Annotated in this window: 18 protein-coding genes and 1 pseudogene; 17 read left to right on the forward strand and 2 right to left on the reverse strand. The window is 68.1% G+C overall.

Annotated elements, in window-relative coordinates:
• On the reverse strand, positions 1 to 6080 hold a 6080-nt coding region (locus tag BM041_RS30820; protein ID WP_175534184.1), incomplete at its 3' end, for an Ig-like domain repeat protein.
• Positions 6081 to 7391: 1311 nt separating this feature from the next.
• Here BM041_RS30820 and BM041_RS26010 point away from each other — a divergent pair.
• On the forward strand, positions 7392 to 8939 hold the full coding sequence (locus BM041_RS26010) for a methyltransferase domain-containing protein (RefSeq protein WP_175534185.1): 1548 nt from the start codon (positions 7392 to 7394) through the stop codon (positions 8937 to 8939).
• Between the two features lie 8 nt (positions 8940 to 8947).
• Entirely contained in the window at positions 8948 to 9970 is a 1023-nt protein-coding gene (locus BM041_RS26015) for a rhamnan synthesis F family protein (RefSeq protein WP_175534186.1), read from the forward strand.
• A 1384-nt stretch (positions 9971 to 11354) separates the two neighbouring features.
• Here the strand turns inward: BM041_RS26015 and BM041_RS26020 are convergent.
• Positions 11355 to 11612: pseudogene (locus tag BM041_RS26020) on the reverse strand (transposase); the annotation flags it as partial.
• A 217-nt stretch (positions 11613 to 11829) separates the two neighbouring features.
• On the opposite strand from BM041_RS26020, the gene BM041_RS30230 reads away from it, so the two are divergent.
• The 15 genes from BM041_RS30230 to argB all read left to right on the forward strand — a co-directional run bounded on the left by BM041_RS30230 (position 11830) and on the right by argB (position 24972).
• Positions 11830 to 12030, forward strand: a complete 201-nt coding sequence (locus BM041_RS30230) for a hypothetical protein (RefSeq protein WP_139226189.1) — start codon at positions 11830 to 11832, stop codon at positions 12028 to 12030.
• Positions 12031 to 12378: 348 nt separating this feature from the next.
• Positions 12379 to 13992, forward strand: a complete 1614-nt coding sequence (locus tag BM041_RS26025; RefSeq protein WP_092962843.1) for a sensor domain-containing diguanylate cyclase — start codon at positions 12379 to 12381, stop codon at positions 13990 to 13992.
• A 189-nt stretch (positions 13993 to 14181) separates the two neighbouring features.
• The gene (locus tag BM041_RS26030) at positions 14182 to 14805 is read left to right on the forward strand and encodes a ribonuclease D (protein WP_217648851.1); all 624 of its coding nucleotides are present in this window, start codon (positions 14182 to 14184) and stop codon (positions 14803 to 14805) included.
• Between the two features lie 282 nt (positions 14806 to 15087).
• A complete protein-coding gene (gene lptC / locus BM041_RS26035) occupies positions 15088 to 15789 on the forward strand; it encodes an LPS export ABC transporter periplasmic protein LptC (RefSeq protein WP_245762283.1) in 702 nt (233 codons plus the stop codon).
• On the forward strand, positions 15786 to 16820 hold the full coding sequence (locus tag BM041_RS26040; protein ID WP_245762277.1) for an LptA/OstA family protein: 1035 nt from the start codon (positions 15786 to 15788) through the stop codon (positions 16818 to 16820). Before lptC ends, BM041_RS26040 begins: the two co-directional genes overlap by 4 nt.
• Complete coding sequence (gene lptB / locus BM041_RS26045; protein ID WP_175534188.1) at positions 16817 to 17620, forward strand: LPS export ABC transporter ATP-binding protein; 804 nt, start codon at positions 16817 to 16819, stop codon at positions 17618 to 17620. The genes BM041_RS26040 and lptB overlap by 4 nt, the downstream gene beginning before the upstream one ends.
• 51 nt (positions 17621 to 17671) lie before the next feature.
• Positions 17672 to 19168 carry an RNA polymerase factor sigma-54 gene (rpoN, locus tag BM041_RS26050; RefSeq protein ID WP_092962845.1) on the forward strand — a complete coding sequence of 499 codons (1497 nt, stop codon included), beginning with the start codon at positions 17672 to 17674 and terminating at the stop codon, positions 19166 to 19168.
• Between the two features lie 67 nt (positions 19169 to 19235).
• A complete protein-coding gene (gene hpf / locus BM041_RS26055; protein ID WP_092962846.1) occupies positions 19236 to 19844 on the forward strand; it encodes a ribosome hibernation-promoting factor, HPF/YfiA family in 609 nt (202 codons plus the stop codon).
• 334 nt (positions 19845 to 20178) lie between these two features.
• Positions 20179 to 20313 carry a 50S ribosomal protein L34 gene (gene rpmH / locus BM041_RS26060; RefSeq protein ID WP_092962847.1) on the forward strand — a complete coding sequence of 45 codons (135 nt, stop codon included), beginning with the start codon at positions 20179 to 20181 and terminating at the stop codon, positions 20311 to 20313.
• Between the two features lie 25 nt (positions 20314 to 20338).
• Entirely contained in the window at positions 20339 to 20707 is a 369-nt protein-coding gene (gene rnpA / locus BM041_RS26065) for a ribonuclease P protein component (RefSeq protein ID WP_092962848.1), read from the forward strand.
• Positions 20704 to 20982: a membrane protein insertion efficiency factor YidD gene (gene yidD / locus BM041_RS26070; protein ID WP_092962849.1), complete on the forward strand. Its 279-nt coding sequence runs from the start codon at positions 20704 to 20706 to the stop codon at positions 20980 to 20982. Before rnpA ends, yidD begins: the two co-directional genes overlap by 4 nt.
• Before the next feature lie 11 nt (positions 20983 to 20993).
• Positions 20994 to 22826 carry a membrane protein insertase YidC gene (yidC, locus tag BM041_RS26075; RefSeq protein ID WP_092962850.1) on the forward strand — a complete coding sequence of 611 codons (1833 nt, stop codon included), beginning with the start codon at positions 20994 to 20996 and terminating at the stop codon, positions 22824 to 22826.
• A complete protein-coding gene (yihA, locus tag BM041_RS26080) occupies positions 22823 to 23512 on the forward strand; it encodes a ribosome biogenesis GTP-binding protein YihA/YsxC (protein ID WP_092962851.1) in 690 nt (229 codons plus the stop codon). Before yidC ends, yihA begins: the two co-directional genes overlap by 4 nt.
• Positions 23513 to 23627: 115 nt before the next feature.
• Complete coding sequence (locus BM041_RS26085) at positions 23628 to 23972, forward strand: hypothetical protein (protein WP_092962852.1); 345 nt, start codon at positions 23628 to 23630, stop codon at positions 23970 to 23972.
• A 115-nt stretch (positions 23973 to 24087) separates the two neighbouring features.
• Positions 24088 to 24972, forward strand: a complete 885-nt coding sequence (argB, locus tag BM041_RS26090) for an acetylglutamate kinase (protein ID WP_092962853.1) — start codon at positions 24088 to 24090, stop codon at positions 24970 to 24972.
• Positions 24973 to 24993 lie beyond the last annotated feature (21 nt).

Consider the following 24993-nt stretch of genomic DNA (forward strand, 5'->3'; position numbering starts at 1 on the left):
GAAGCCAACGCGGACGACAGGGTCGCCGTCACGGTCTGGCTCGCAACCTTCGTGAGACGGTCGCTCGTCGACGTTCCGGTATCCGTGCCAATGGCAAGGCCCGACAGCGTCGTCGTCGGCGCCACCGTATCGAGAACATAGGCCTGATCGAACGCCGCGCCAGCGTTGCCAGCCACGTCCATGACGCGGAGCTGGATGCTGGAGCTGCCGGCCAGCGTCGCGCCAGCCCAGCTGACCGCCGTACCGCTCGCCGCGGACGTGATGTCAGACCAGGTCGCCCCGCCGTCCACAGAACCCTGCAAGATATCGCCAGCCGCCAGCGCCGACGACAGCGTCGCCGTTACCGTCTGGCTGGCCGCCTTGGTGACGAAGTCGCCGGCCGAGGTGCCCGTGTCCGCGGAGATGTCGAAGCCCGAGAACGTCGTCGCCGGGGCAACCGTATCGAGTTCATAGACCTGACCGAACGCCGCGCCAGCGTTGCCAGCCGCGTCCATGACGCGGACCTGGATGCTGGAGCTGCCGGCCAGCGTCGCGCCTGTCCAGCTGACCGCCGTACCGCTTGCCGCGGACGTGATGTCAGACCAGCTCGTCCCGCCGTCCACCGAACCCTGCAGGATCTCGCCAGTCGCCAGCGCCGACGACAGCGTCGCCGTTACCGTCTGGCTGGCCGCGTTGGTGACGAAGTCGGTCGCAAAAGTGCCCGTATCCGCGGAGATATCGAAGCCCGAGAGCGTCTTCGTCGGCGCAACGGTATCGACCACATAGGCCTGGCTCGTGGAGCCGACATTGCCGGCCTCATCCGTCACGCGCAGCTGGATGGTCGAGCTGCCGGACAGCGTCACGCCCGACCAGGTTACCGCCGTGCCGGACACCGAACCGGTGATGTTCGTCCACGTCGTCCCGCCATCCACCGAGCCTTCCAGAACCTCGCCCGCCGCCAACGCCGCGTTCAGCGTCGCCGTGACGATCTGGCTTGCCACATTGGTCAGGAAATCGGTCGCGAGCGTGCCGCTATCCGACGAGATGTCGATCCCGGACACGCCAGGCGCCGTTGTATCCAGCACATAAGCCTGGCTGGCCGCGCTGCCGGTGTTGCCGGCGGCATCGGTCACGCGCAGCTGGATGCTCGAGCTGCCGGCGAGGGTCGCGGTAGCCCAGGACACGGCCGTACCGGACACCGAACCGGTGATGTCGGACCAGGACGCCCCGCCATCGACGGAGCCTTCCAGGATGTCGCCCGTGGCGAGAGCCGAGGACAGCGTCGCCGTGACCGTCTGGCTCGCCACATTGGTGACGAAGTCGGTCGCAGAGGCACCGCTATCCGACGCGATGTCGATCGCCGAAAGCGTGGTCGTCGGCGCCGTGGTATCCAGCACATAGGCTTCGGACGCCACGCTGCCGGTGTTGCCGGCCGCGTCCATGACGCGCAGCTGCACGCTGGAGCTGCCCGCCAGCGTCAAGCCGGTCCAGCTCACCGCCGTGCCGGTGGCCGATGGCGTGATGTCAGACCAGGTCGCGCCGCCGTCGACCGAACCCTGGAGGACCTCACCGGTGGCGAGAGCCGAGGACAGCGTCGCCGTGACCGTCTGGGCCGCAACATTCGTGACGAAGTCGCTGGCCGAGGTGCCGGTATCCGAGGAGATGTCGATCCCGGAAAGCGTCGTCGCGGGCGGCGTGGTGTCCAGCTCATAGGCCAGGCTGGCGAAACCACGGTTTCCAGCCGCATCCGGCGTAAGGCGCAGCTGAACACTGTTGCTGCCAGATGCCAGTACGGCGGGGGCGGAAACAGCCGTGCCGGTAACCGAGCTGGGAGCCACATTCGCCCAGCTCACGCCGCCATCGACCGACAGCTCCAGGACTTCGCCAGGCAGCAGCGGTGCCGACAGCGTCGCCGTCACCGTCTGGAGCGCATCCTTCGTGATGTCGTCAGTCGCCGATGTGCCGGTATCCGAGGAAATGGCGATCCCCGAGATCGTCGTGAACTGCGTATCGAGCACATAGGCCTGCGTGGAGCTGATGCCTGCATTGCCCGCGGCATCGAGCACCCGCATGTGGATGCTCGAGCTCGTGACGCTCTGCACACCACTCAGCAGGGTGGCGCCCACCCAGTTGACGGCCGTGCCGGATACGGAAGTCGTGATGTCCGTCCAGGTCAGGCCACCATCGACAGAACCCTCCAGGACCTCGCCGGCCAGCAGCGCGGTCGACAGCGTCGCCGTGATGTCCTGGGTGGCCACATTGGTCAGGAAGTCGGTGGCCAGCGTCCCTGCGTCAGCGGAGATGTCGATCTGCGACACCGTCGTGGTCGCCGCCGTGGTGTCGAGCACATAGGCCGCGGTCCCCGCGACACCGACATTGCCGGCCACATCGGTCACGCGCAGCTGGATGCTGGAACTGCCCGACAGGGTAACACCTGTCCAGTTCACCGCCGTGCTGCCGACGCCGCCGCTGATGGTGGTCCAGGTGGCGCCGCCGTCGACGGACCCTTCAAGGATCTCGCCAGCCAGAAGCGGGGACGACAGAGTCGCCGTCACGGTCTGGGCGGCCACATTGGTGATCAGGTCGGACGCGGAGCTGCCCGTATCGCTGGACAGACCGATCCCCGACACCGTCGTCGCCCCGACCGTATCGAGCACATAGGACTGAGCGCTCACAGTACCGATATTGCCGGCCGCATCGACGACCCGAAGCTCGATCGACGAGCTGCCGGAGAGTGTGGCGCCGGTCCAGGTAACGATCGTGCCGCTGATCTGGTTCGTGATGTCCGTCCAGTTCACCCCGCCATCGACGGAGCCCTGCAGGATGTCACCGGGATCCAGCGGCGTGGTGAGCGTCGCCGTGATCGTCTGCGTGGCCTGCTTGGTCTCGAAATCGCTGGACGAGACCCCCGTATCCGAGGAGATGTCGATGTTCGACGCCGTGGTCACCGGATCGAGCTGATCAAGCACGTAGTTCTGAATGCCAGCCGTACCGCCATTGCCGGCGACATCGGTGACCCGAACCTGGATGCTCGAGGACGCCACTGTCCCGAATGCGCCCGGCAGGGTCACGCCGAAGCTATGCGTGGACGTGCCGGCAACACCGCCTTGCGCTGCCCAAGTCACCCCGCCATCCACCGAGGCTTCAACGTACTCGCCCACCGCCAGCGGCGCGGAGAACGCCACATTGACGATCTGGAACGGGGTTTTCGTCAGGAAATCGCTCGAGGAGGTGCCGCTGTCGTTCGAGATGCTGGTGATCGACACCGCCGTCAACGGCGCCGTCTGGTCGAGTTCATAGGCCTGGATGGAGGGGATGCCGACATTGCCGGCGGCATCCGTCACCCGCAGGCGGATGTCATTGACACCCGCCGACAGCGCCACCCCCGACCAGGCGATCACGGTACCAGTGGCCGCAAAGGTGACATCCGCCCAGGTCACCCCGCCATCGAGCGAGCCTTCCAGGACTTCGCCCGTCGTGAGCGCAGCAGACAGCGTCGCATTGATCGTCTGGGGACCGGCGTCGTTGGTGACGAGATCGGTCGTCAGAGCGCCGGTATCGGACGAGAGACCGATCGCGGAGACGGTCGTCGTCGCCGCCGTCGTGTCGATCACATAGGCCTGGCTGGCGATCGTGCCGACATTGCCGGCCGCGTCAGTCACCTTGATCTGAATGGTATTGCTGCCGGTCAGCGTCTGGCCAGCCCAGGTTACCGTCGTGCCCGTCACGGAACTCGTGATATCGGTCCAGGTCGCCCCGTTGTCGATCGAGCCTTCCACCAGGTCGCCGGTATCCAGCGTTGCGCCCAGCGTCGCCGTGATCGTCTGGCTGCCCGCGCTGGTGATGAAATCGCTGTCGGAACTGCCAGTGTCGTCGGAAATGTCGATCGCCGACACCCCCGTACCCGTCTGGTCAAGGACGTAGTTCTGGCTGGACAGAACGCCGTTATTGCCGGCCGCGTCGGTGACGCGCAGCACAATTGAGTCGCTACCCACCAGGGTCGCGTTAGGACCAGACCAGCTCACCGCCGTGCCGGTCACCGACCCCGTGATGTCCGTCCAGGTCGCGCCGCCATCGACCGAACCGTAAAGCGCCTCACCCGCTACCAACGCGGACGACAGCGTCGCCGTGATCGTCTGGGCAGCATCCTTGGTGACGAAGTCGTTCGAGGAGATACCGGTATCCGACGAGATATCGATGGAAGACGCGGTCGTCGTCGCCGGCGATGTATCCAGCACGTAGTTCTGCGTGTCGACACTCGTATTGCCGGCAACATCGGTGGTCCGCAGCTTGATGGAGCTGCTGCCCGCCAGCGTCGCGCCAACCCAAGTCACCGAGGTGCCGGACACCGAACTCGTGATGTCTATCCAGGACGCGCCGCCATCCACGGACCCTTCCAGGATCTCGCCGGCTTCCAGCGCAGACCCGAGGGTCGCAGTAATGGTCTGGCTCGCGGTCTTGGTAATGAAGTCAGACGCCGAACCGCCGGTATCGGCCGAAATGCCGATGCCCGAGATCGTCGTCGACGCGGTGTCGAGCACATAGGCCTGGCTGGACAGGGAGCCGATATTGCCCGCCAGATCCTTCACCTGGAACTGAATGGCGCTGGCGCCCGAAAGGGTGGCGCCAACCCAGTTCACCGCCGTGCCGGTCACCGAGCCCGTGATGTCCGTCCAGGTCGCACCGCCATCCGTCGAGCCTTCCAGGATCTCGCCCGACGCCAGGGCGGTGGACAGCGTCGCCGTCACCGTCTGGGCAGATTCGTTTGTCCGGAAGTCCGAGGGAGATGCCCCTGTGTCATCCGAAATGTCGATGCTGGCCGCGGATGTCAGCGGCGCCACGGTGTCAAGGACGTAGCTCCTGCTGGCCACAGGGCCCGAGTTTCCGGCAAAATCTTCCACGCGCAACAGAATGTCGTTGCTGCCTGGCCTGAGCGACACCGACCAGTTGAGAGTGGTGCCAGAAACAGCGCCGTTGAGAGACCCCCAGGACACGCCACCGTCGACGGAACCGAGCAGAATCTGATCCACACCCAAGGTGGAAGAGAGAGTCGCAGAAATCGTCTGCGACGAGTTGTTGGTATTGAAGTCGGAATCCGACGTCCCGGTATCGGCGCTGATGTCGATCGCCGACACCGTCACATCCGGCGCGACGGTCAGCAGCGTGTAGCCCAGGCCCTGAGCCGGACCATAGTTCCCAGCCGCATCGGTCACGCGCATCTGGATGCTGCTGGTGCCGCCGATCAACTGGGCAGCAGCGGAAACCGAAGTCCCAGTGACGGACGCGCTGATGTCGGACCAGCTGGCCCCGCCATCCACGGACAGCTCAAGGATCTCGCCACCAGCCAACCCCGACGAAAGTGTCGTCGTGATGGTCTGGGAAGCCGTCTTGGTGACCAGGTCGCTCGAGGAAACGCCCGTATCGTCCGAGATGGAGATAGACGACACCGTCGTGCCCGGAGCCACCGTATCGAGTTCGTACGGCCTGACTGACTCAGTGCCGGTGTTGCCCGCAGCGTCAGTGACGCGCAGCCGAAGGCTGTTCGTCCCGGACAGAAGCGCCGCACCCGACCAACTGACCGAAGTGCCAACCACAGAACCCGTGATCGTCGTCCAGGTTGTACCGTTGTCGACCGATGCCTCCAGAATCTCCCCCGCCGCCAGCGGAGCAGAGAGAGTGGCCGTGACAGTCTGGCTCGCGGTTTTGGTGAGGAAGTCAGACGCGGAACTGCCGGTGTCCGCCGAAATGTCGACACCCAACACCGTGGTCGTCGGCGCGACCGTGTCCACCACGTAAGCCTGACTTGAGACCGGGCCGGACAGGCCGCCCGACACAACCCTGAACTGGAGGCTTGAGTTACCCGCCAGCGTCACGGAAGACCATGCGACCGACGTTCCCGCAAACACGGAGGACGAGATATCCGTCCAGTTCAACCCGCCATCAACCGAAGCCTCTAGCGCCTCACCAGACACCAGCGCCGCCGAGAGGGTCGCAGTGACGTTCTGAATTGCATTCTTGGTGACGAAGTCAGCCGCTGAGCTGCCGCTGTCCTGAGAGATGTCGATCCCGGAAATCGTCGTCGTCGGGCCTGAGAAACTCATCTATCTTCTCTCTCTGCACTGCGGCAGGCCCGAGATTTCGAGCCACGGCCGCAAGGTTTGGACAGCCCCCTCGGCTCATTCTCTGAACAAAGAGAGGCGGGTAACGTCTTCTACATCAAAGGCGGCGAGTCGTACTGGCTCATTTGTCGAGGTTTTCGCACTGTTTGTTGGCGGTAAAGCGTAGTTGCGCTGAGTTTGGTGTCCTGCCGAAGCCGGGCTGATCCTGGCGACTTCGGATAAAGCCCTCGAATTCCAGCAATTTATTATTCGTATACAGTGTTTATTGACTTCATCTGTCCGCCTGGCATTGATGGGACCCAATCATCGCCTGTAGTCACGAGTGGTATTTCCGTGTAGCCGCCGCACCGCGGATTCGTCCCCTGTGGCCGGACGGCTGCCGCCCTTCGCAACGCCGGCCCGCACAGCGTGAAGCCGGCGTCGGCCTCGCCTTTCAACCGAGGGGATCAGCCTCCCCAACGCATGACAGCGGTTCCGCCTCTTGCCGCCGGCGCCAGGAAGGTTCCCTTGCGCAACTCCCATGACCTGACATCGGCGCGACCGATGGTCTCGACGCGGCCGTGCGGCGCGGCAAGCGGCGCGGCCACGCCAGCACCGCCCGATCCGCCCCACCCCGTCGGGCCCTCAGTATGTCCGGATCATGCTGCTGCGCTGGCAGGGGGGGCTCTGCTCGCAGCCCTGGGCAGCCGCAGGGTCACCAGACCTTGTCGCGCCTGAGAACTCCAACTCCCGGGAATCCGCCCCTCACCACACAAGGGTGGCCAGACAGGCTGAGAAGCACGACGCCTGCGACGTCTTCGAAACCGCCCACCGGAACCGGCACAAGCCGAGACCTGGACGCAAGCCAGGCGCCTGTCGCGTTCCGCGCGAGAACTCCGTCGGAGGTCGCGATTGAGTCGTGGAAGTACACATGTCTCGACAAACAGGCGCTCAAGTAGGGCCTAGATGTCGATACAGAACGCCGCTCCTGATGTAAGCGCTGCGGCGGCCGGCCGGTCCTGCCGCGGTACACCCGGCAGCGCTTCTGCTGGCTCACGTGGCGGGTGGCGGAGCCCGGCTTGCGTCGAACCGAGCCTTCCGCAGCGCAATAGGGTCCGCCAACAGATGTTCGAATGGCATTCAGACGCGACCGCCGTGAACCGGGAGCCGGCGGGCGGTGCCTCTGAACACGCTCGCTGCCCGAATTGCTACCGGGAAAAGGGGCGCAGACTGGTGCTCTCGGCGCCAGTCAATGCGTCCAGGGTTCGGCTTTTCGCCTGCGAGGCCTGCGGAGCCCATTATTTCGAGGGCCCGATGGCTGGCGCCTACTCCAACTTGCCCGCCGGGGGCACCGATGCGTTGACCTTCTACCTGCAGCAGGGTGCCAACATCGGCGGCATGGCGATGCGGCTCGAGGCGCTGTCCCGCCCCCCAGGAACCGCTTTCGTTGAAGTCGGCTGCGGCTTCGGCCTCTCACTCGACTTCGCAAGGCGCATGCTTGGCTGGCAGGTGCGTGGGCTCGACCCCTCACCTTTCGCGGCCGCAGGTCGCGACCAGTTGGGTGTTCCGATCGAGAGCAGGTACCTGGAGGCCAGCGGTCTGGACCACGCCTGTGCCGATGTGATCCACGCCTCCGAGTTCATTGAGCACATGGCCGACCCCGTGCCGATGCTGGCCACGCTCCGCCAGGCGCTGCGGGAGGATGGCACGCTACTGCTGACCACGCCGGCCGCCGAGATGATCCGCCCGGACACTGGAGATGGCCTCCTGGTTCCTTTGCTCTCGCCCGGCTGGCACCTGGTGATCCAGTCAGCGGAAAGCCTGCGCTGGGCTCTTCGCGAGGCAGGGTTCGAGACGGTGTCGGTGGTACGGGAGGGCGCGCAGCTGGTGGCGATGGCGGGCCGGCTGCCTGATGCCGCGGCACCCGGCACCACCTCCCGCGTTCGGTACCGCGAATGGCTTCGGCAGGTGGCCGAGACCGTGCCAGCGGAATCCGATCTCGGTTTCGGTGCCCGTGCACGGCTGTATCGCGAACTGGTAACGGCCGGCCTCGCCGAGGCAGATGCGGTCTGGACCGCACTGAATGCCGCGGCTCAGGCGCGCTGGGGAAGTCAGCTCGAACGCCTTGGTGCTGCACCCACGGATGCGCTCAGCCTGGAGGCCCTGGTCACGCGGGAACCGCTTGGATTGGCCGGCATTCTGCTTGCCCGCGGCTGGGTACAGAAGCGAACTGGCAAGCCGCCGCAGGCGCTCTTCGAAGGTGCGATCAGAGCCGCCGGGCGGTTGCGGGCGGCGCTTCGGGATTTAGGCGCGGATGATGGCGATGCAGAGGACCTGGCATTCGCTGCGGAGGCCGAGTTGATCCTCCTTGCTGCGGAGCGCGGCGAGGACGGCATTGCCACAAGACTGCGCGCACTGCGCGAGGCCGGTGGCCACCGCCATGCCGATACCACCGCTGCCACCTGTTTCATTTCCCTCGTCAACAAGGCGGCCTTCGATGAGGCGCAGCAGCTTGGCGGCGTCGCTCGATCCGTCATCGCCACACTGCGCGATCCGGCACGGCCTTTGACCTGGGCCGATGCGTCCGTGGTCTACTGCGCGGCGACGATGGAACTGCAGGTCGAAGGTGGCCGACCGGCGCTGGCGGTCACGTGGCTGGGCGACCTTCGCGCACGCATTCTGCATCACCATCAATCGTCAGGGCCGCACGGTCCTGCGGCCGGAACCGACCTCTTCTGGCCGGCGGTGGATGCCGAAATGCTGGGCTGGCGTCTACAGGGCCAGCAGAGGACGGCGATTCAGGTTGCTGCCGACGCCGAGCGAGCGGCGAAGGAAGCGCGCTTCCCGGCTCGCGCCACATGATAGCCTTGATGACCTGGCTACGGCGCGGGGCGACGCTGACGACTGGCCTCTGGCGCATCATCCTGGCCCGGTTCTTCTATCATTTGGCCGCAGGCGACCAGGGTTCCCAGGTGACAGAGCGCAGGCCGGGCCTGGCAGCCCTGGGAAAGCGGTGCTGCGTGTTCGTGCACTTCGACGACCGCGGTATCGTGAAGCAGCACACCCGTTGCTATCTGTTGGCGCTGCGGCGGTCAGGCTTCGGCATCGTCTTCGTGACCAACGCTGCCACCCTTGAGGCGGATAGCGCCCAATGGCTGGCCGAGCACTGCGCTCTCATCCTCATCCGGCGCAATCGCGGCTACGACTTTGGTGCCTACCGCGATGGCATCGCCGCGTTCTTCCAGGCGCAGATCAAGGCTGATCTGTTGCTTCTGGCCAATGATAGCGTCTACGGTCCCCTCGTGGGGCTCGGCGATATCTTTGATCGGATGGATTTCGGCAAGGCCGACGTCTGGTCGCTGACTGACAGTTGGCAGCATCGCTACCATCTCCAATCCTTCTTCGTGGCCTTTGGCCCCGCAGCACTGGCCAGCGCGGGTTTTGCCGAATTCTGGCAGCGCGTGCGCAATGTCAGGTCCAAATGGGCAGCGATCCATTTCTACGAGTTGTGGATGACGCATCGCATGCAGTCTGCCGGGCTCCGGTGCGCTGCGATCTGGGACTACTTCGCGCTGCTCGGCACGCTGCAGGAAGCCCAGAACGCGCCGCAGCCAGACGGCCCGGTCACTATCGAGCAGAGTGTGCGGCGGCTGGCGAATGAGCGTGCATTGGCGTGCTGGCGCCGCCGCATTGCCTTGAACCCGACGAGTGACCTGTGGCTGGCCCTGCTTCAGGATGGGTTTCCGTTCATCAAGCGTGAACTGCTGCGGCTGAATCCGGGCCGCTTGCTGGACCTTCACATGTGGCACAGCGTAGTATCAAGGCGTTCTCCGCAGATGTACCGGCTCATCATGGATGATCTGAAGATGAGCATGCGGAAGCAGGCACCCTGAACATGGATCGTGTCCGCGTGGTGCAGGAGCGCGATGGGACACGATCTCAGTCGCGGCCGTCTTCCTGCTCCTTCAAGATCCCGATGATCTGCTCATCGCTGAACCTGCTGCGCTTCATTCGTCCGTCCCTTGCTGGATCGGACTCTGCCAGAAAATTGCGCCATTTCAGGGGAGCAGGTCACCACTGACGAACTGCTGCGCCAAACTACGCGCTCATCAACAAACATCTCATGGCAGTCGAGAGCTGGGGCGCGCACTTTTGCGACAACGCGCGTTGCGCATGGCGTGTAAGGTCGGGAACAGTGAGGGTCGGCGCGGTAACCGAAATCAGCGAGCTGCATGCGTGCTCGCCTAGGTGTGTGCCTCCCGCGCCATTGGTGCCGCCCGGTGTCCATCCTGGGCTGCGGTTCGGGCGCCTTACCGTCCTTGGCGAAGCCGAGCGGTATGTCTTGCGCGCCCACGTAGCCCTTCGCCGCTCGCTTTATCACCTGTGCGCGGCGAGGCCGCGACGGCTCGCGCCGATACGATGAAACGCGGACAGACCGCAATCGGCGGCTGCATGCGGGGTGACAAGACGCGCAGCCGGACAACACGGCGTGGCTGCAAGACGGGCGGGGTGCGGCTGCCGGAATACGAAATGTGGCAGGCTCTGCTGCACCGGCGCGACGGCGTGCGTATCCGCGCCCAGCAGCGGCAGCGGGATGGCCTCGGCTTCGTCGCCAGTTCTGCGGGACGCCGTTCGGTACCCGTCCGCGACGCATGTGCCAACACAGCCAGACGAGGGGCGCGCCTGCTCGCCGATCAACTTCTACTGGTCCACGCAGCGCGTCTGCCTTGGCATCGCGCGCCGGTTCATCACGTTAAGATCGTCCACCATGATACTGCGCGAAGCCTCCAATTCCGCTCGGTCGGCCTATTCGACGCTGTGCAAGAGGCTTCAGCGGCGCTGAACGATCGATCCCGCGCTGGGCCACACGGAGGGCGCCTGATATGAGCGGCGCTGGACTGAAGGTCGTAAATTCGGGCGCATGTAGCCAACCTTGCGACCGACCGCAGTGTTCATGCCGTGATTGCGAAATGGCGCGCCGGCGGAAGGAGGTCAGCGAACTCATCGCGCGGATGGAAGAGCCACCTTCGGTGGGACGGCTGCTACGTCGGATGGGCTTCGGGCTTCGCCACCTTCTGGTCGGTGCGGTTGCATGTATAGGCAGCACGGCACGGTGGGTGTCCCGTCGCTCTGAAGATGACGAATGGGATCCGTATTGATGTGATCCCTATTGAGTTGATGGACTGTCATTTTGGACCAAGAATGTAGCAGGGCGGTGCCACGGGTCACGTCAGTCAACGTGGTGGAAAATGCTGTCAGGCTTGAGGTGGCCACGGCTCAGGCGGCCTTGGGTGGAAGTTGCAGGGTTTCGTTGGTGAGTGCCGGGTTGAGCGTCTCGCCCATGGCCTCGACGCCCATGTAGCGGTGCTGCATCTGCCGTTCGTCGTTGGCTTCGGGCAGGACGCCACCTGTCAGGCGGATGATGGAGGCTTCGAAGGGAAAAATGCCGACCACGTCGGCGCGGCGTTGGACCTCCTTGTTCAGCCGTTCCAGTGAGTTCGTTGAATGTGGCTTGGTCCTGTGCTGCGGCGGGAACCCGGCCTTGAGCTGACCCGGTTGGTCAACTGAAGTGGTTGCCATGACGGACGACGCGGCGACGGCACCACTCACCGGCTCCTCTTGCGACGTAACCGTCGTCTGGGACCCACCTTGCGGCGCGGGCTGCTGATGGTGCGCTGTCGCGGCTGATGTCGCGGTGGAGTTTGGGATGGAGATCGAGGCGGGGACTGTGAGCGCTCATACGAGAAGTCGCATGAGTGCACGCAGCGAGGTGGTGGAGGTGGTGACCCGCGGTGAGCGGCGCCGGGCCTGGGCGGTGGAGCAGAAACGCCTGATTGTCGCCGAGGCGATGCAGCCGAGCGCGACTCCGACGGAGGTTGCACGGCGCTGGGGCACCCGAAAACCCGTAAAAGACGATCATCCAGAGCGAAAACCCATCACGATTTATCAGTAGGTTAGGGCTAAATCATTGGGGAAGGGTGCCTTTCCTGGGCACCATCACCCCGTGCCAGTCGGCGCGCGGGTCGCGGCAGCAGCAATCTCACAGCTTGTCGGGTTGGCATCTCCACCGGGGGTGGCGCGGCTGCCCTTCGACAACCCTAGCAGGTTGTTGCGGCGCACACGCCGCGATGCCAGACTGGCGTGCCGCGCTTCGCCCGGGGAACCGGCGGCACGGCATGGCCTGTCGCAGCCGGACCGTCACCGCCCACCGGTGCCGATCCCGCCCGCGGCCATCCCCGGTGGCATCCCCGCCGCCATCGCCTGCGCCTAGACACGACTTCCGCGAGATCGTCCCGACCTGATGCGAGACAGGCACTTCGGCGGCTTCGGCTTCAGCACCCCGTCAGGGGGCGCCCCCCCCGTCGGCAAGGCGGTGGAGAGGTCCCCCATCGCGGAGTCGCTGACCCACCCCCTGCCCCTGCTGGCGGCCAATCTGGTGGTCGCGCTGCTCTATGCCGGGCTCGGCGCCGCGGTGGGCCTGTTCTTCGCGCGCTACGGCCTGTTCCCCGCCCCGATCTGGCTGCCCGCCGGCATCGCCGCCGTCGCCACGCTGGTGGGCGGCTTGCGGCTGGTGCCGGGACTGTTCCTGGGGTCCTTCGCCGTCAACGGGCTGCTGCTCGATGCCGGGCTGCTGCCCGCGGCGCTCATCTCGGTCTCCAACAGCCTCGGCCCCTGGGTGGGCGCGGTGCTGACGCGGGCGCTGCGCCCGCCCACCGGCCTCTTCACCCGGCTGCGCGGCGTGCTGGGCTTCGTGGCCGGCGGCGTGATGCTGCAATCCGGGCTCACCGCGCTGGGCGGCACGGCGGCGCTGCTGCTGGCGGGCGACCTGCCCGTGGCCTCGGCCTATTCGGTCTTCGCCCGCTGGATGCTGTGCGATGCCGGCGGCGTCTTCTTCTTCGCCCCCGCCCTGATGCTGTGGATCGGCGCCGAACGCACGCCCGCCGTGCCGGGCCACCGGCTGGCGGCGGGCGATGCGGCGGTCTTCGCCGCCACGGCCGGCCTGGCCGCGCTGGTCTTCGCCCTGCCCCCGCCCTTCTCCGCCCTGGTGCAGCCGGAGGCGGTGGTCCTGCTGACCATCCCCGTCACCTGGGTCACGCTCCGCATCTCGCTGCGCGCCGCCTATTCCCTGCTGACGCTGATCAGCGTGGTCGCCACCATCGGCACCCTGGCCGGCCTCGGCCCCTTCCAGCCCGATGTCGTTCCCAATCCCCTGCGCGCCGTCGCGATGATGGTGGTGCTGATGGCCACCAATGCCCTCGCCCTCATGGCGCTGCTGAGCGAGCGGCGGGAGGCGGAGGCACGACTGGCGGAGGGCAATGCCCGGCTGACGGAGGAGGTGGCCGACCGCACCGCGGAACTGCGCTACCGCGCGGAGACCGACGACCTGACCGGGATCGGCAATCGCGGCCATTTCCTGCGCGGCCTGGCGGACCACATCGCCGCGGCGCGGCGGCAGGGTTCGCCCCTGGCGTTGGTGCTGCTGGACCTCGACCAGTTCCGCCTGCTGAACGACATGCGCGGCCACGCCGCCGGCGATGCGGCGCTGCAGGCCGTGGCCCGGCTGGTGGAGGCGCGACTGGAGGGCATCCCCGCCAATCTCGGCCGCCTGGGCGGGGAGGTCTTCGCCGTCTCCCTCCCCGGCCTCGATGCCACCGCGGCGGCCACGCTGGCGGAGGCGATGCGCGCCGCCATCGCCCGGCACAGCTTCGCGGCGGAGGAAGGCGAGGCCCCGTCCCGGATGACCGCCAGCCTCGGCGTCACCGGCCTGCTGCCGCGGGACCAGGCGGCGGAGGATCTCCTCCGCCGCGCCGATGCCGCCGTCTTCCTGGCCAAGGCCAAGGGCCGCAACCGGGTGGAGGTGCGGATGGTGAGCGAGGTGCCGAAGGAGATGCGCGCCAGCAGCCTGTCCCGGTAGCGGCCACCCCCTGCCTCCGCTATAGCGGCCCGGCGGCCGGCGACGGGATCACCCCCGGACCGGCCAGGCCTTTCCCCTGACAGGGCCCCTTCCCCGATGGCCCCACCACCCGCGGCCGCGCCCCGGCCGCCGAGCCCCCCCGCCCGGGGCGCCGGCGGCCAGGGCCAGACGCTTTTCACCCGGAACGCCATGATCCAGCTGCATCGGCACGACCTGCCGGAAGGACTGAGCTTCGGCTCCGCCGTCGCCATCGATACCGAGACGATGGGCCTCGACCCGCGCCGCGACCGGCTCTGCCTCGTGCAACTCTCGGCCGGGGACGGCACCGCGCATTGCGTGCAGATCCTGCCGGCCAGCCTCGGCGGCCGGGGGGGCGATTGCCCGAACCTGAAGAAGCTGCTGACCGACCCGTCGGTGCTGAAGATCTTTCACTTCGCCCGCTTCGATGTCGCCGCCCTCTACAACGCGCTGGGGGTGGAGGTCGCGCCGGTGGTCTGCACCAAGATCGCCTCCAAGCTGGTGCGGACCTACACGGACCGGCATGGCCTGAAGGACCTGTGCAAGGACCTGCTCGGCGTCGAGATCTCGAAGCAGCAGCAATCCAGCGACTGGGGCCAGCCGGAGCTGACGCCGGAGCAGCTGACCTATGCGGCGTCGGACGTGCTGCACCTGCATGCGCTCTGGGCCCGGCTGAAGGCGCTGCTGGAACGCGAAGGGCGGCTCGACATCGCGGAAGCCTGCTACCGCTTCCTGCCCATGCGCGGCCGGCTGGACCTGCTGGGCTATGAGGATCCCGACCTGTTCAGCCATTGATACCGGCGGACCGGTCGCCTGACCGGTCCGAGCGCCCGAATGGGCGCCGCGGCAAGTGCCGCGAAGCCAAGGAAACCGGAGGTTTCCGCCCGGCGTCTCAGGGGGCCTTGAGCGGTCACGCGAAAAGGCCGTTGGCATGAGGCCGCGGCCTGCCGTGAAATCGCGCGATCGTTGCCAAGGCGCGCCCAGGTTGACGAAAGGTTGGCACGTTTCTTGTCCGGACATCGCCGGAAGGCCCATCCGCTCGTTGACCCTATGGCCTGGCAGGCCCATACAGGCTTGGTGCGATTGCCCCCGCCCATCTCCTCCCGCCCTGCCGGCTCCGCCCCCGGCGGCTTCCGCGCGCCGCCGCGCCGCATGCTGGCCCCGTCGCGGGAACGGCGCGCCCCGCGGCCCGCGGAGCTTGCCCGGCGGCGCATCGCCGTCAGCATTGCCAAGCGCGTGCTGCCGCTGGCGGCGGTGTGCCTGCTGGCGGCCATCGCGCTGTGGCCGGAATTCGACAGCGCGGCGGATCGGGGCCGGATCTCCTTCCAGCGGGTGATGTCGGCGCGGCCGGACGCGCTGCGTATCGTCGATCCCCGCTACCAGGGCGTGGACGAACAGAACCGCCCCTATAACGTGACCGCCACCCTCGCCACCCAGGCGGGCAACGAGGATACGGTGAACCTCCAGGCCCCGCGCGCCGACCTGCTGATGGGCGACGGCACCTGGATCTATATCGAGGCGCGCGATGGCCGCTACGACCGCCCCCGCAACCAGCTGGACCTGGTGGGGCGCGTGACCGTGCACCACGACGACGGCACCCAGTTCGTGACGGAGAAGGCGGCGGTGGACCTGGCCGCCGGCGCCGCGATGGGGAATGACCCCGTGGCCGCGCAGGGCCCCTTCGGGACCCTGACCGCCCAGGGCTTCCGGCTGATCGATCGCGGCCAGATCGTGATCTTCACCGGCAATGCCCGCGCGGTGCTGGAGGGCGGCAAGTGATCCGCCGCGCCGTACTGGCCGCCGCGCTGGCCGTGCTGGCCGCCCCGGTGGCCGCCCCCGTGATGGCCCAGAACCTGGACCTGACGCAGGGCGGCCCGGTCGAGATCACGGCGACCGACGGGATCGAATGGCGCCAGCAGGAACAGGTGATCGTCGCCCGCGGCAATGCGCGCGCGGTGCGCGATGGCGTGACGGTGGATGCGGACCGGCTGATCGCGCGCTACCGCCCCCGCGCCGGCACCACCGCCCAGCCCGGCGAAAGCCCGCTCTCCGGCGGGGAGATCTTCCGCTTCGAGGCCGAGGGCAATGTCCGGGTCACCTCCGCCACCGAACGCGCGGAAGGCGACCGGGCGGTCTATGACATCGACCAGGCAGTGATGGTGATGTCGGGCCGGAACCTGTCCCTCACCACGCCGGAACAGCGCATCACGGCGCGGGACAGCCTGGAATACTGGCCGCAGCGCCGCATGGCGGTGGGCCGCGGCGGCGCCGTGGTCACCACCAGCGACAACCGGCGCATCGCGGCGGATACGCTGGTCGCCTATTTCCTCGAATCGCCTGCGCCCGGCGCGCCGACGGCCACACCTGCGCCCGCGCCCACCCCGGCACCCACCACCGCCGCCAGCCGCCCCGCCGCCATCCCCGGCCTGCCGGGCAATACGGAGAACAGTCGCATCGACCGCGTGGAAGCCTATGGCAGCGTCGAGATCCGGTCGCCGGAGGAAGTCGTTCGCGGCGATCGCGGCGTCTACAGCCCGCCCACCGGGCTCGCGCGGCTGATGGGCGGCGTGCGCATCACGCGCGGCGACAACCAGTTGAACGGGACGGAGGCGATCGTGAACCTCCGCACCGGGGTCTCGCGCCTCGTCTCCGCGCCCGGCGACCGGGTCCAGGGCCTGGTCGTGCCGCAGCAGCAACCCGCCCCCGGCAGCGTGGCGCCGGCGCAGCGCCCCGCCGCGCGGCCCACGCCGGCGCCGGTACCCGCGCCCCCGCCCCCGGCCCCCCGCCCACCGCAGGGAGCGACGCGATGACGCCCCCCGATGGCCCGCCGCCCGACGGCCCGCGCGACCTCCGCACGGGGGCGCCCCCGGTGCGGCTTGCCGCCGACAATTCCGGCCTGGTCGCGAAGGGCCTCGGCAAGCGGTACAAGAAGCGCCCGGTCGTACGGAACGTCTCCATCAGCCTGAAGCGGGGGGAGGCCGTCGGCCTGCTCGGCCCCAACGGCGCCGGCAAGACCACGACCTTCTACATGATCACCGGCCTGGTGCAGCCCGATGAGGGCATGGTCACCATGGACGGCCATGACGTGACCTTCCTGCCGATGTACCGCCGCGCGCGCCTCGGCCTCGGCTACCTGCCGCAGGAGGCATCGATCTTCCGCGGCCTGTCGGTGGAAGACAACATCCGCGCCGCGCTGGAAGTGGTGGAACCCGTCCGCGACCGGCGGGAGCAGATGCTGGACGCGCTGCTGGCGGAATTCGGCATCGGCCACCTCCGCCGCGCCCCCGCGCTCGCGCTGTCCGGCGGCGAACGCCGGCGCTGCGAGATCGCGCGCGCGCTCGCCACCCAGCCCAGCTACATCCTGCTGGACGAACCGCTGGCCGGCATCGACCCCATCGCGGTGGGGGAGATCCGCGACCTGGTGAAGCACCTGAAGGATCGCGGAATCGGCGTGCTGATCACCGACCACAATGTGCGGGAGACGCTGGAGATCATCGACCGCGCCTACATCCTGCATGACGGCCAGGTGCTGATGGAGGGCAGCCCGCGCGACATCGTCGCGCATGAGGGCGTCCGCCGCGTCTACCTCGGCGAACGCTTCTCGCTGTAGGCCTGGACCCATGACAGGCGCCGCGCATCACCAGGCGGGGGGCTGAGGGCGATGGCGATCGGCCCGCGCCTCGACATGCGGCACACCCAGTCGCTGGTGATGACGCCGCAGCTGCGCCAGGCGATCAAGCTGCTGCAATCCTCCAACATGGAAGTCACCGCCTTCGTGGAGGAGGAGCTGGAGCGCAACCCGCTGCTGGAGCGGGATGAGCGGCCGGAGCCCCGCACCGTGGCGGATGAACGCGCGCCGGAAGCGATGGCGCCGGAGCCGCGGGATTCGCTGGACGCCGCGACCGCCACCGCGATGGCGGCTGACAGCCCGCTCGATGCCGATTACGGCAATGTCTATGATGGCGACGGCAGCGGCGGCGGCTCGGGACTCGGCGCGGGGGATGGCGCGGGTCGCGGCGGGCGGGCCGATTTCGACGACGACCTCTCCGGCATCGAAGACCTGGCCGATGCGCGGAAGACGCTGCGCGAGCACCTCGGCGAACAGGTGCGGCTGAGCTTCCATGACCACCGGGACCGCCTGATCGCGGCGCAGATGCTGGCGATGGTGGACCCCGCCGGGCGCCTGCCTGTGACCGATGCCGCGATCGCCGCCGCCATGGGGTGCGAGGAGGCGAAGGTCGCCGCCGTGCGCGCGCGCATGCAGCGCCTCGACCCCGTCGGCATGTTCTGCCGCGACCTGCGGGAATGCCTCGCGGTGCAGCTGGCGGACCGCAACCGCCTCGACCCCTGCATGGAAGCGCTGCTCGACAACCTCGACCTGCTGGCGCGGCGCGACCTGCGCGGGCTGATGCGCGTCTGCGGCGTGGATGCCGAGGATCTGGCGGAGATGGTCGCGGAGCTGAAGCGCCTCGACCCCAAGCCGGGCGCGAGCTTCGACGCGGCGCCCGCCATGGCGGTGGTGCCGGATGTGCTGATGCGCCGCACCAATGATGGCGGCTGGGCGGTGGAGCTGAACCCGGAGACGCTGCCCCGCATCCTGGTCAACCGCGGCTTCCACGCCCGCGCCGTGGTCGGCGCCCGCAACCGGGACGACAAGGCCTTCATCGCCGACAAGCTGCAGAGCGCGACCTGGCTGGTGAAGTCCCTGGAACAGCGCGCCAATACCATCCTGAAGGTGGCCGCCGAGATCGTGCGCCGGCAGGACGCCTTCTTCCGCCTCGGAGTCGGACATTTACGGCCGTTGATTCTCCGCGACGTGGCCGAGCATGTCTCCATGCATGAGAGCACGGTCAGCCGCGTGACCGCGAACAAGTACATCGCGACACCGCGCGGGACGTTCGAGCTTAAGTATTTCTTCACCACTGCCATCGCCGGCACCAGTGGTGGCGAAAGTCATAGCGCGGAGGCGGTACGCTTTCGCATCCGCGAGATGATCATGGCCGAAGGTATTGACGACGTCTTGTCCGATGACGCGATTGTCGAGCGTCTTCGCAAGGAGGGTGTGGACATCGCCCGCCGAACGGTGGCCAAATACCGGGAGGCGTTGCGCATACCATCGTCTGTGCAGCGCAAGCGGGAGAAGGCCGTCCCGGCCTGACCTTGGCGCTTTTCCGCCGGTTCCACCCGGGCGGCCTTTTCCGAACCGGAGAAGGAGCAAATCCCTCATGCACATTACAGTCGCGGGCAAGCAGGTCGAAACCGGTGATGCGCTGAAGACGCATGTGCGGGACGGCCTCGGCACCATCGCGCGGAAGTATTTCGACCACGCGCTCGAAGCGAATGTCACCTTCCGCCGCGATGCGAAGGGCCACGCCTTCGTCTGCGACATCAACCTCAAGGCCGGTCGCAACCTGTTCATGCGGGGGGAGGGCGAGGGCAGCGACGCCCACAAGGCCTTCGAGGAAGCGGCCGAACACGTCGCCAAGCGGATGCGACGATACCGACGCCGGATGAATGACCACGCCCGCCACCTGGCCGGAGAGCGGGAGCCCGAGATGGGCGAGCCCGCCCGCCAGATGGTCCTGGCGCGGGAGACGGAGGAGGAGGTCGAGGCCGATGCCGAGCCCGCCATGGCGAGCGGCGCGGACCATCCCGCGGTGGTCGCCGAAACCCCCGCGACGATCGACCGCCTGACGGTGGGGGAGGCGGTGATGCGCATGGACCTGGCGCATGTCCCCGTCCTGATGTTCCGCAACCGCGCGACCAATGCGCTGAACGTCGTCTATCGCCGGGGCGATGGCCATATCGGCTGGATCGACCCGCGCACGAACTGAACCGAGTCCCTGCCCGGCCCCCCGCGCTTGCGGGGGGTCGCGGCACTGCCGCGACGCCGAAGGCTGGTCGGGGTGGGGGTCGTCACGCGTTTCGGCTTGCCCGCCCCCTCACCTTTCCCCGATTTATGGCCAGAACCTGTCTTCGCCCCCGCCCCGCCCCCCGCGCGCGGTTGACGGCAGGCCGCCCCCTTCCCTATACGTCCGGGCCTTCGTCGGGGCGCGCCCTGGTCCTTCGCGGCCGCCATGACGATCCCTTAGAGATACCTGCCGGATCGTCGGCGCCACCGGGACTTCCCGCGGCGGTGGACGGGTCCGGTCACCGCGGGAGTGTGTCGTGAAGCGTACCTATCAGCCCTCGAAGCTCGTCCGGAAGCGCCGTCACGGTTTCCGCGCCCGCACGGCGACTGTCGGCGGCCGCAATGTGCTGGCGAATCGCCGCGCCAAGGGCCGCAAGAAGCTCTCGGCCTGATCGCGGGGCGGGCGAGTCCAGTGTCATGCCGGCACGCCCGCCGCGACTGAAGCAGCGCCGCGAATTCCAGCGCGTCTCCTCCCGCGGCACACGCGTCGCGCGGCCTGGACTCGTGCTCCAGGTGCTGGCCGGGACCGAGGCGCCGTTGCGCGTCGGCTTCACCACCACCAAGAAGATCGGCAACGCCGTCACCCGAAACCGCGCCCGGCGCCGGTTGCGGGAGGCGGCGCGCATCTTGTTGGGAGAGGCGGCGCCCGCCGGCTACGACCTGGTGCTGATCGGCCGTGACGCGACCGCGACGCGGGATTTCCGCACCCTGCTCGGCGACCTCCGGGGCGCCCTGAAGCAGGCCGGGCTGCTGAAGCCCGCCCCCGTGCCGGACCCCGTGCCGTGACTCCCCAGCAGCACCTGCTGCGCGGCGCCATCCGCACCTACCAGTACACGCTGCGCCCGATCATCGGCTGCAACTGCCGCTTCCTGCCGCATTGCAGCGACTACGGGCTTGAAGCCGTCTCGGCGCATGGCGCGTTGAAGGGGTCCTGGTTGACCGCCCGCCGCATCCTGCGCTGCAACCCCTGGCATCCGGGTGGCTATGACCCGGTGCCGCCATCCTCCTCCCCGAACGCCCGCGGCGCGGACCCCGCCGCCGCCGGCGTGACGAAAGGCTGAACCAGGCCGTCATGGACCAGAAGCGCCTCCTCGCCGCCATCGCCCTGTCGGTCGGCATCCTGCTGATCTTCGACCTCTGGAACCGTCCGGCGCGGGAGGCGGAGCGCCTTCGGCAGGCGGAGATCTCCGCCCAGCAGCAGGCCGCCACGCCGGCCGCCGGCACCCCGGGTGCCGCCGTGCCCGTCCCCGTCCCACCCACCGCCGTCTCCAACCAGGCGCCCGGCGGCGCCACCGCGGCGCCCGCCGCCAACCGGCCGCCGGAACAGCGCGTGGCGCTGGAGAATGCGTCCCTCCAGGGCAGCATCGGCCTGCGCGGCGCGCGGCTGGATGACCTGGTGCTGCGCCGGTACCGGGAGACGGTTCGCCCGGACAGCCCGCTGGTGCGCCTCTTCGCGCCACGCACGGAAGCCAATCCCTATTTCGCCCAATGGGGCTGGACCGCGGCCGATGGCCGCACCGTGGTGCCCGGGCCCGATACCGACTGGACGGTGGAAGGCGGCCCCCTCGGCCCCAACGCGCCGGTCACGCTGCGCTGGGACAACGGCCAGGGCCAGGAATTCCGCATCCGGCTCGAACTCGACGACGAATTCATGGTCACCGCGCGCCAATCCGTGCGCAACACCAGCGCGGAGGCCATCCAGGTCCTGCCCTGGGCGCGCGTGCGGCGAGAGACGACGCCCCAGGTCGCCGGCTTCTTCATCCTGCATGAGGGCTTCGTCGGCGTGCTGAATGGCCGCCTGGTGGAGTGGACCTACAAGGATGCGCGCGCGGAGGCCGAGAAGCGCCGCGGCCCGGCGGTGGAACAGGAAAGCCCCGGCGGCTGGGCCGGCTTCACCGACAAGTACTGGCTGGCCGCGCTGACGCCGGTGGACCAGGCGACCCAGGTCCGAACCGCCTACCGCCATTCCGGCGAGGGGGGGCAGGATCGCTGGCAGGTGGACATGGCCACCCCCGCGCCGCAGACCATCGCCGCGGGCGCCGAAGGCACCCTCGCCACCCGGCTCTTCGCCGGCGCCAAGGAAGTGCGGACGCTCGACCGGTATGAGGCGCAGCTCGGCATCGTCGATTTCGACAAGGCGATCGACTTCGGCTGGTTCTACTGGCTGACCAAGCCCTTCTTCTACGCGATCGACTGGCTGTTCCACATCTTCGGGAATTTCGGCGTCGCGATCCTGGTCTTCACCTTCGGCCTGAAGCTCGCCTTCTTCCCGCTGGCCAACAAGGCCTACATCTCCATGGCGCGGATGAAGACGCTCGCGCCGAAGATGACGGAGGTGCGGGAGCGCTACAAGGACGACCCCGCCAAGGCGCAGGCGGAGATGATGGCGCTGTATCGGTCGGAGAAGGTGAACCCCGCCTCCGGCTGCCTGCCCATCCTGCTGCAGATCCCGGTCTTCTTCGCCCTCTACAAGGTCCTGTTCGTGACCATCGAGATGCGGCACGCGCCCTTCTTCGGCTGGATCCACGACCTGTCCGCGCCGGACCCCACCAACCTGTTCAACCTCTTCGGCCTGCTGCCCTTCGACCCCATGCAGCTGTCCAGCCTGTTCCACATGCCGGCCTGGGCCATCGCGATGGGCATCACGATGTTCCTGCAGTTCAAGCTGAACCCGACGCCGCCGGACCCCATCCAGGCCAAGATCTTCGCCTGGATGCCGCTGATCTTCACCTTCATGCTGGCCTCCTTCCCGGCGGGCCTGGTCATCTACTGGACCTGGAACAACCTGCTTTCCATCGCCCAGCAGTACTGGATCCAGCAGCTGGACAAGAAGCGCCAGGGCCGCCCGGCCGCGGCACCGCCGCCGCCCAAGCCCGCCGCCGCGTCCAAGGGGAAGCAGGGATGACCCTCCCCCCGGCCGCCCCGCTTCCCGCGGGCGGCCTTGCCGAGGCGAAGCTGGAGGAGGACCGCGCGGCGCTGATCGAAGCCGGGCGCCTCCTCTTCGCGCGGCCCTGCACCTTCTTCTACGCGTCCCAGAGCATCGACCAGCTGCCGCCGATGCGCGGGCCGGAGATCGCCTTCTGCGGCCGTTCCAACGTGGGCAAGTCCTCCCTCCTCAATGCCCTGACGGGGCAGAAGGCGCTGGCCCGCGTCTCCGTCACGCCGGGCCGCACGCGGCAGCTCAACTTCTTCGACCTGGATGAGGGTCGGCTCACGCTCGTGGACATGCCGGGCTACGGCTATGCCAAGGCCTCCAAGACGCTGAAGGAGGATTGGCAGGGCCTGATGTTCGACTTCCTGCGCGGCCGACCGACGCTCCGGCGCGTCCTGCTGCTGATGGATGCCCGGGTCGAGACCAAGCCCGCCGACCGCGCCGCGATGGAATTGCTGGCGGATGCCGCCGTCGCCTACCAGATCGTCGTCACCAAGGTGGATGACGTGAAGCCGCCGCAGTTGAAGAAGCGGCTGGCGGAGATCGATGCCCTGGTGAAGAAGCGCACCGCCGCGCACCCGCTGGTGATGGTGACGTCGAGCGAGAAGGGCACCGGGATCCCCGAATTGCGGGCGGAGCTGGCGGGCCTCGCGGCCTGAGCGGAACCGGCCGGGACTCGCGGAACAGTCGGAAATCCGCCCTTCATCCTTGCGGCGTAGCATCCGCCCCGGCGATGCGCGCCGCGCGATCGCCATCCCTTGCAAGGATGCATCCATGTTCCGACGCTTCATCCTCGGCGCCACGCTGCTGGCCGCCACCGCCGTCGCCGCGCCCGCCTTCGCGCAATGCGACACGCGCTTCACCTTCCGCAACAACTCCGGCGCGCAGGTGAACGAGTTCTATTTCGGGCCCTCCTCCAACTCCAACTGGGGACGTGACCGGCTGGGCGAGAATGTCCTCCCCCATGGCCGCTCCGTCTCCTACACCCCCGGTGGCCGGGGCGGCGCCTATGACTTCAAGGTGGTCTGGGCCAGCGGCGAGACGGCGGAGCTGATGCGCGTGAACATCTGCGAGGCGTCGGAGATCATCGCCACCCGCCGCGGCATCGAGGCGCGCTGACCGCCGGGCGGCGGGCACCGCCCGCCGCCACCCCACCCTTGACCCTTGCGGCGTTCGGCCCCAAACCGCGCCGCCCGCGGCGGAAGGTCCCGGGCGCACCGGGGACGCCGTGACCATGACCGATGACGCGCTCGACCAGATGGCGATCCTCGCCGGCGCGCTGCCCTTCCTGAAGCGCTACGACGACCAGATCGTGGTGGTGAAGTATGGCGGCCACGCGATGGGAGAGGAGGAGACGGCGCTGCGCTTCGGGCGCGACATCGCCCTCCTCGAACAGGTCGGCGTGAACCCCGTGGTCGTCCATGGCGGCGGCCCGCAGATCAACGCCATGCTGAAGCGCCTCAACGTCCAGTCCACCTTCGTGCAGGGCCTGCGCGTGACGGATGAGGCGATGCTCGACGTGGTCGAGATGGTCCTGGCCGGCCCGGTCAACAAGCAGGTTGCCTCCGCCATCACCCGCGCCGGCGCGCTCGCAGTCGGGATCTCCGGCAAGGATGGCGGCCTGGTCCGCGCCCGCAAGCTCAGCCGCACCTACCGCGACCCCGGCTCGAACATCGAGAAGGTGCTGGACCTCGGCTTCGTCGGCGAACCGGAAAGCGTCGATGCGCGCGTGCTGCGCCTGCTGATCGGCGCGGACATCGTGCCCGTCGTCGCCCCCGTCGGCGTCGATGCCAACGGCCAGACCTACAACATCAACGCCGATACCGTGGCCGGCGCCATCGCCGGCGCGCTCGATGCCGAACGGCTGCTGATGCTGACCGATGTGCGCGGCGTGCTCGGCCCCGACGGCAACCTGATCCCGGAGATGACGGTGGCGGAAGTGAAGGCCGGCATCGAGGCCGGCTGGATCTCCGGCGGCATGATCCCGAAGGTCGAGACCTGCATCTATGCGGTGGAGCGGGGCGTGAAGGGGGCTGTCATCCTCGATGGCCGCGTGCCCCATGCCGTGCTGCTGGAACTCTTCACCGATCGCGGCGCGGGCACCCTGATCCGCGCCTGAGGCACCCGCGCGGACCCGCTG

The organism is Falsiroseomonas stagni DSM 19981 (genome assembly GCF_900114315.1).
Classification (GTDB): Bacteria; Pseudomonadota; Alphaproteobacteria; order Acetobacterales; family Acetobacteraceae; genus Falsiroseomonas; species Falsiroseomonas stagni.

What these genes read in the sequence shown, in the direction of transcription:
- BM041_RS26010 (WP_175534185.1), top strand. Translation starts at nt 7,392, where the DNA reads ATGGCTGGCGCCTACTCCAACTTGCCCGCCGGGGGCACCGATGCGTTG.
- BM041_RS26015 (WP_175534186.1), top strand. Translation starts at nt 8,948, where the DNA reads ATGACCTGGCTACGGCGCGGGGCGACGCTGACGACTGGCCTCTGGCGC.
- BM041_RS30230 (WP_139226189.1), top strand. Translation starts at nt 11,830, where the DNA reads ATGAGTGCACGCAGCGAGGTGGTGGAGGTGGTGACCCGCGGTGAGCGG.
- BM041_RS26025 (WP_092962843.1), top strand. Translation starts at nt 12,379, where the DNA reads ATGCGAGACAGGCACTTCGGCGGCTTCGGCTTCAGCACCCCGTCAGGG.
- BM041_RS26030 (WP_217648851.1), top strand. Translation starts at nt 14,182, where the DNA reads ATGATCCAGCTGCATCGGCACGACCTGCCGGAAGGACTGAGCTTCGGC.
- lptB (WP_175534188.1), top strand. Translation starts at nt 16,817, where the DNA reads ATGACGCCCCCCGATGGCCCGCCGCCCGACGGCCCGCGCGACCTCCGC.
- rpoN (WP_092962845.1), top strand. Translation starts at nt 17,672, where the DNA reads ATGGCGATCGGCCCGCGCCTCGACATGCGGCACACCCAGTCGCTGGTG.
- hpf (WP_092962846.1), top strand. Translation starts at nt 19,236, where the DNA reads ATGCACATTACAGTCGCGGGCAAGCAGGTCGAAACCGGTGATGCGCTG.
- rnpA (WP_092962848.1), top strand. Translation starts at nt 20,339, where the DNA reads ATGCCGGCACGCCCGCCGCGACTGAAGCAGCGCCGCGAATTCCAGCGC.
- yidC (WP_092962850.1), top strand. Translation starts at nt 20,994, where the DNA reads ATGGACCAGAAGCGCCTCCTCGCCGCCATCGCCCTGTCGGTCGGCATC.
- yihA (WP_092962851.1), top strand. Translation starts at nt 22,823, where the DNA reads ATGACCCTCCCCCCGGCCGCCCCGCTTCCCGCGGGCGGCCTTGCCGAG.
- BM041_RS26085 (WP_092962852.1), top strand. Translation starts at nt 23,628, where the DNA reads ATGTTCCGACGCTTCATCCTCGGCGCCACGCTGCTGGCCGCCACCGCC.
- argB (WP_092962853.1), top strand. Translation starts at nt 24,088, where the DNA reads ATGACCGATGACGCGCTCGACCAGATGGCGATCCTCGCCGGCGCGCTG.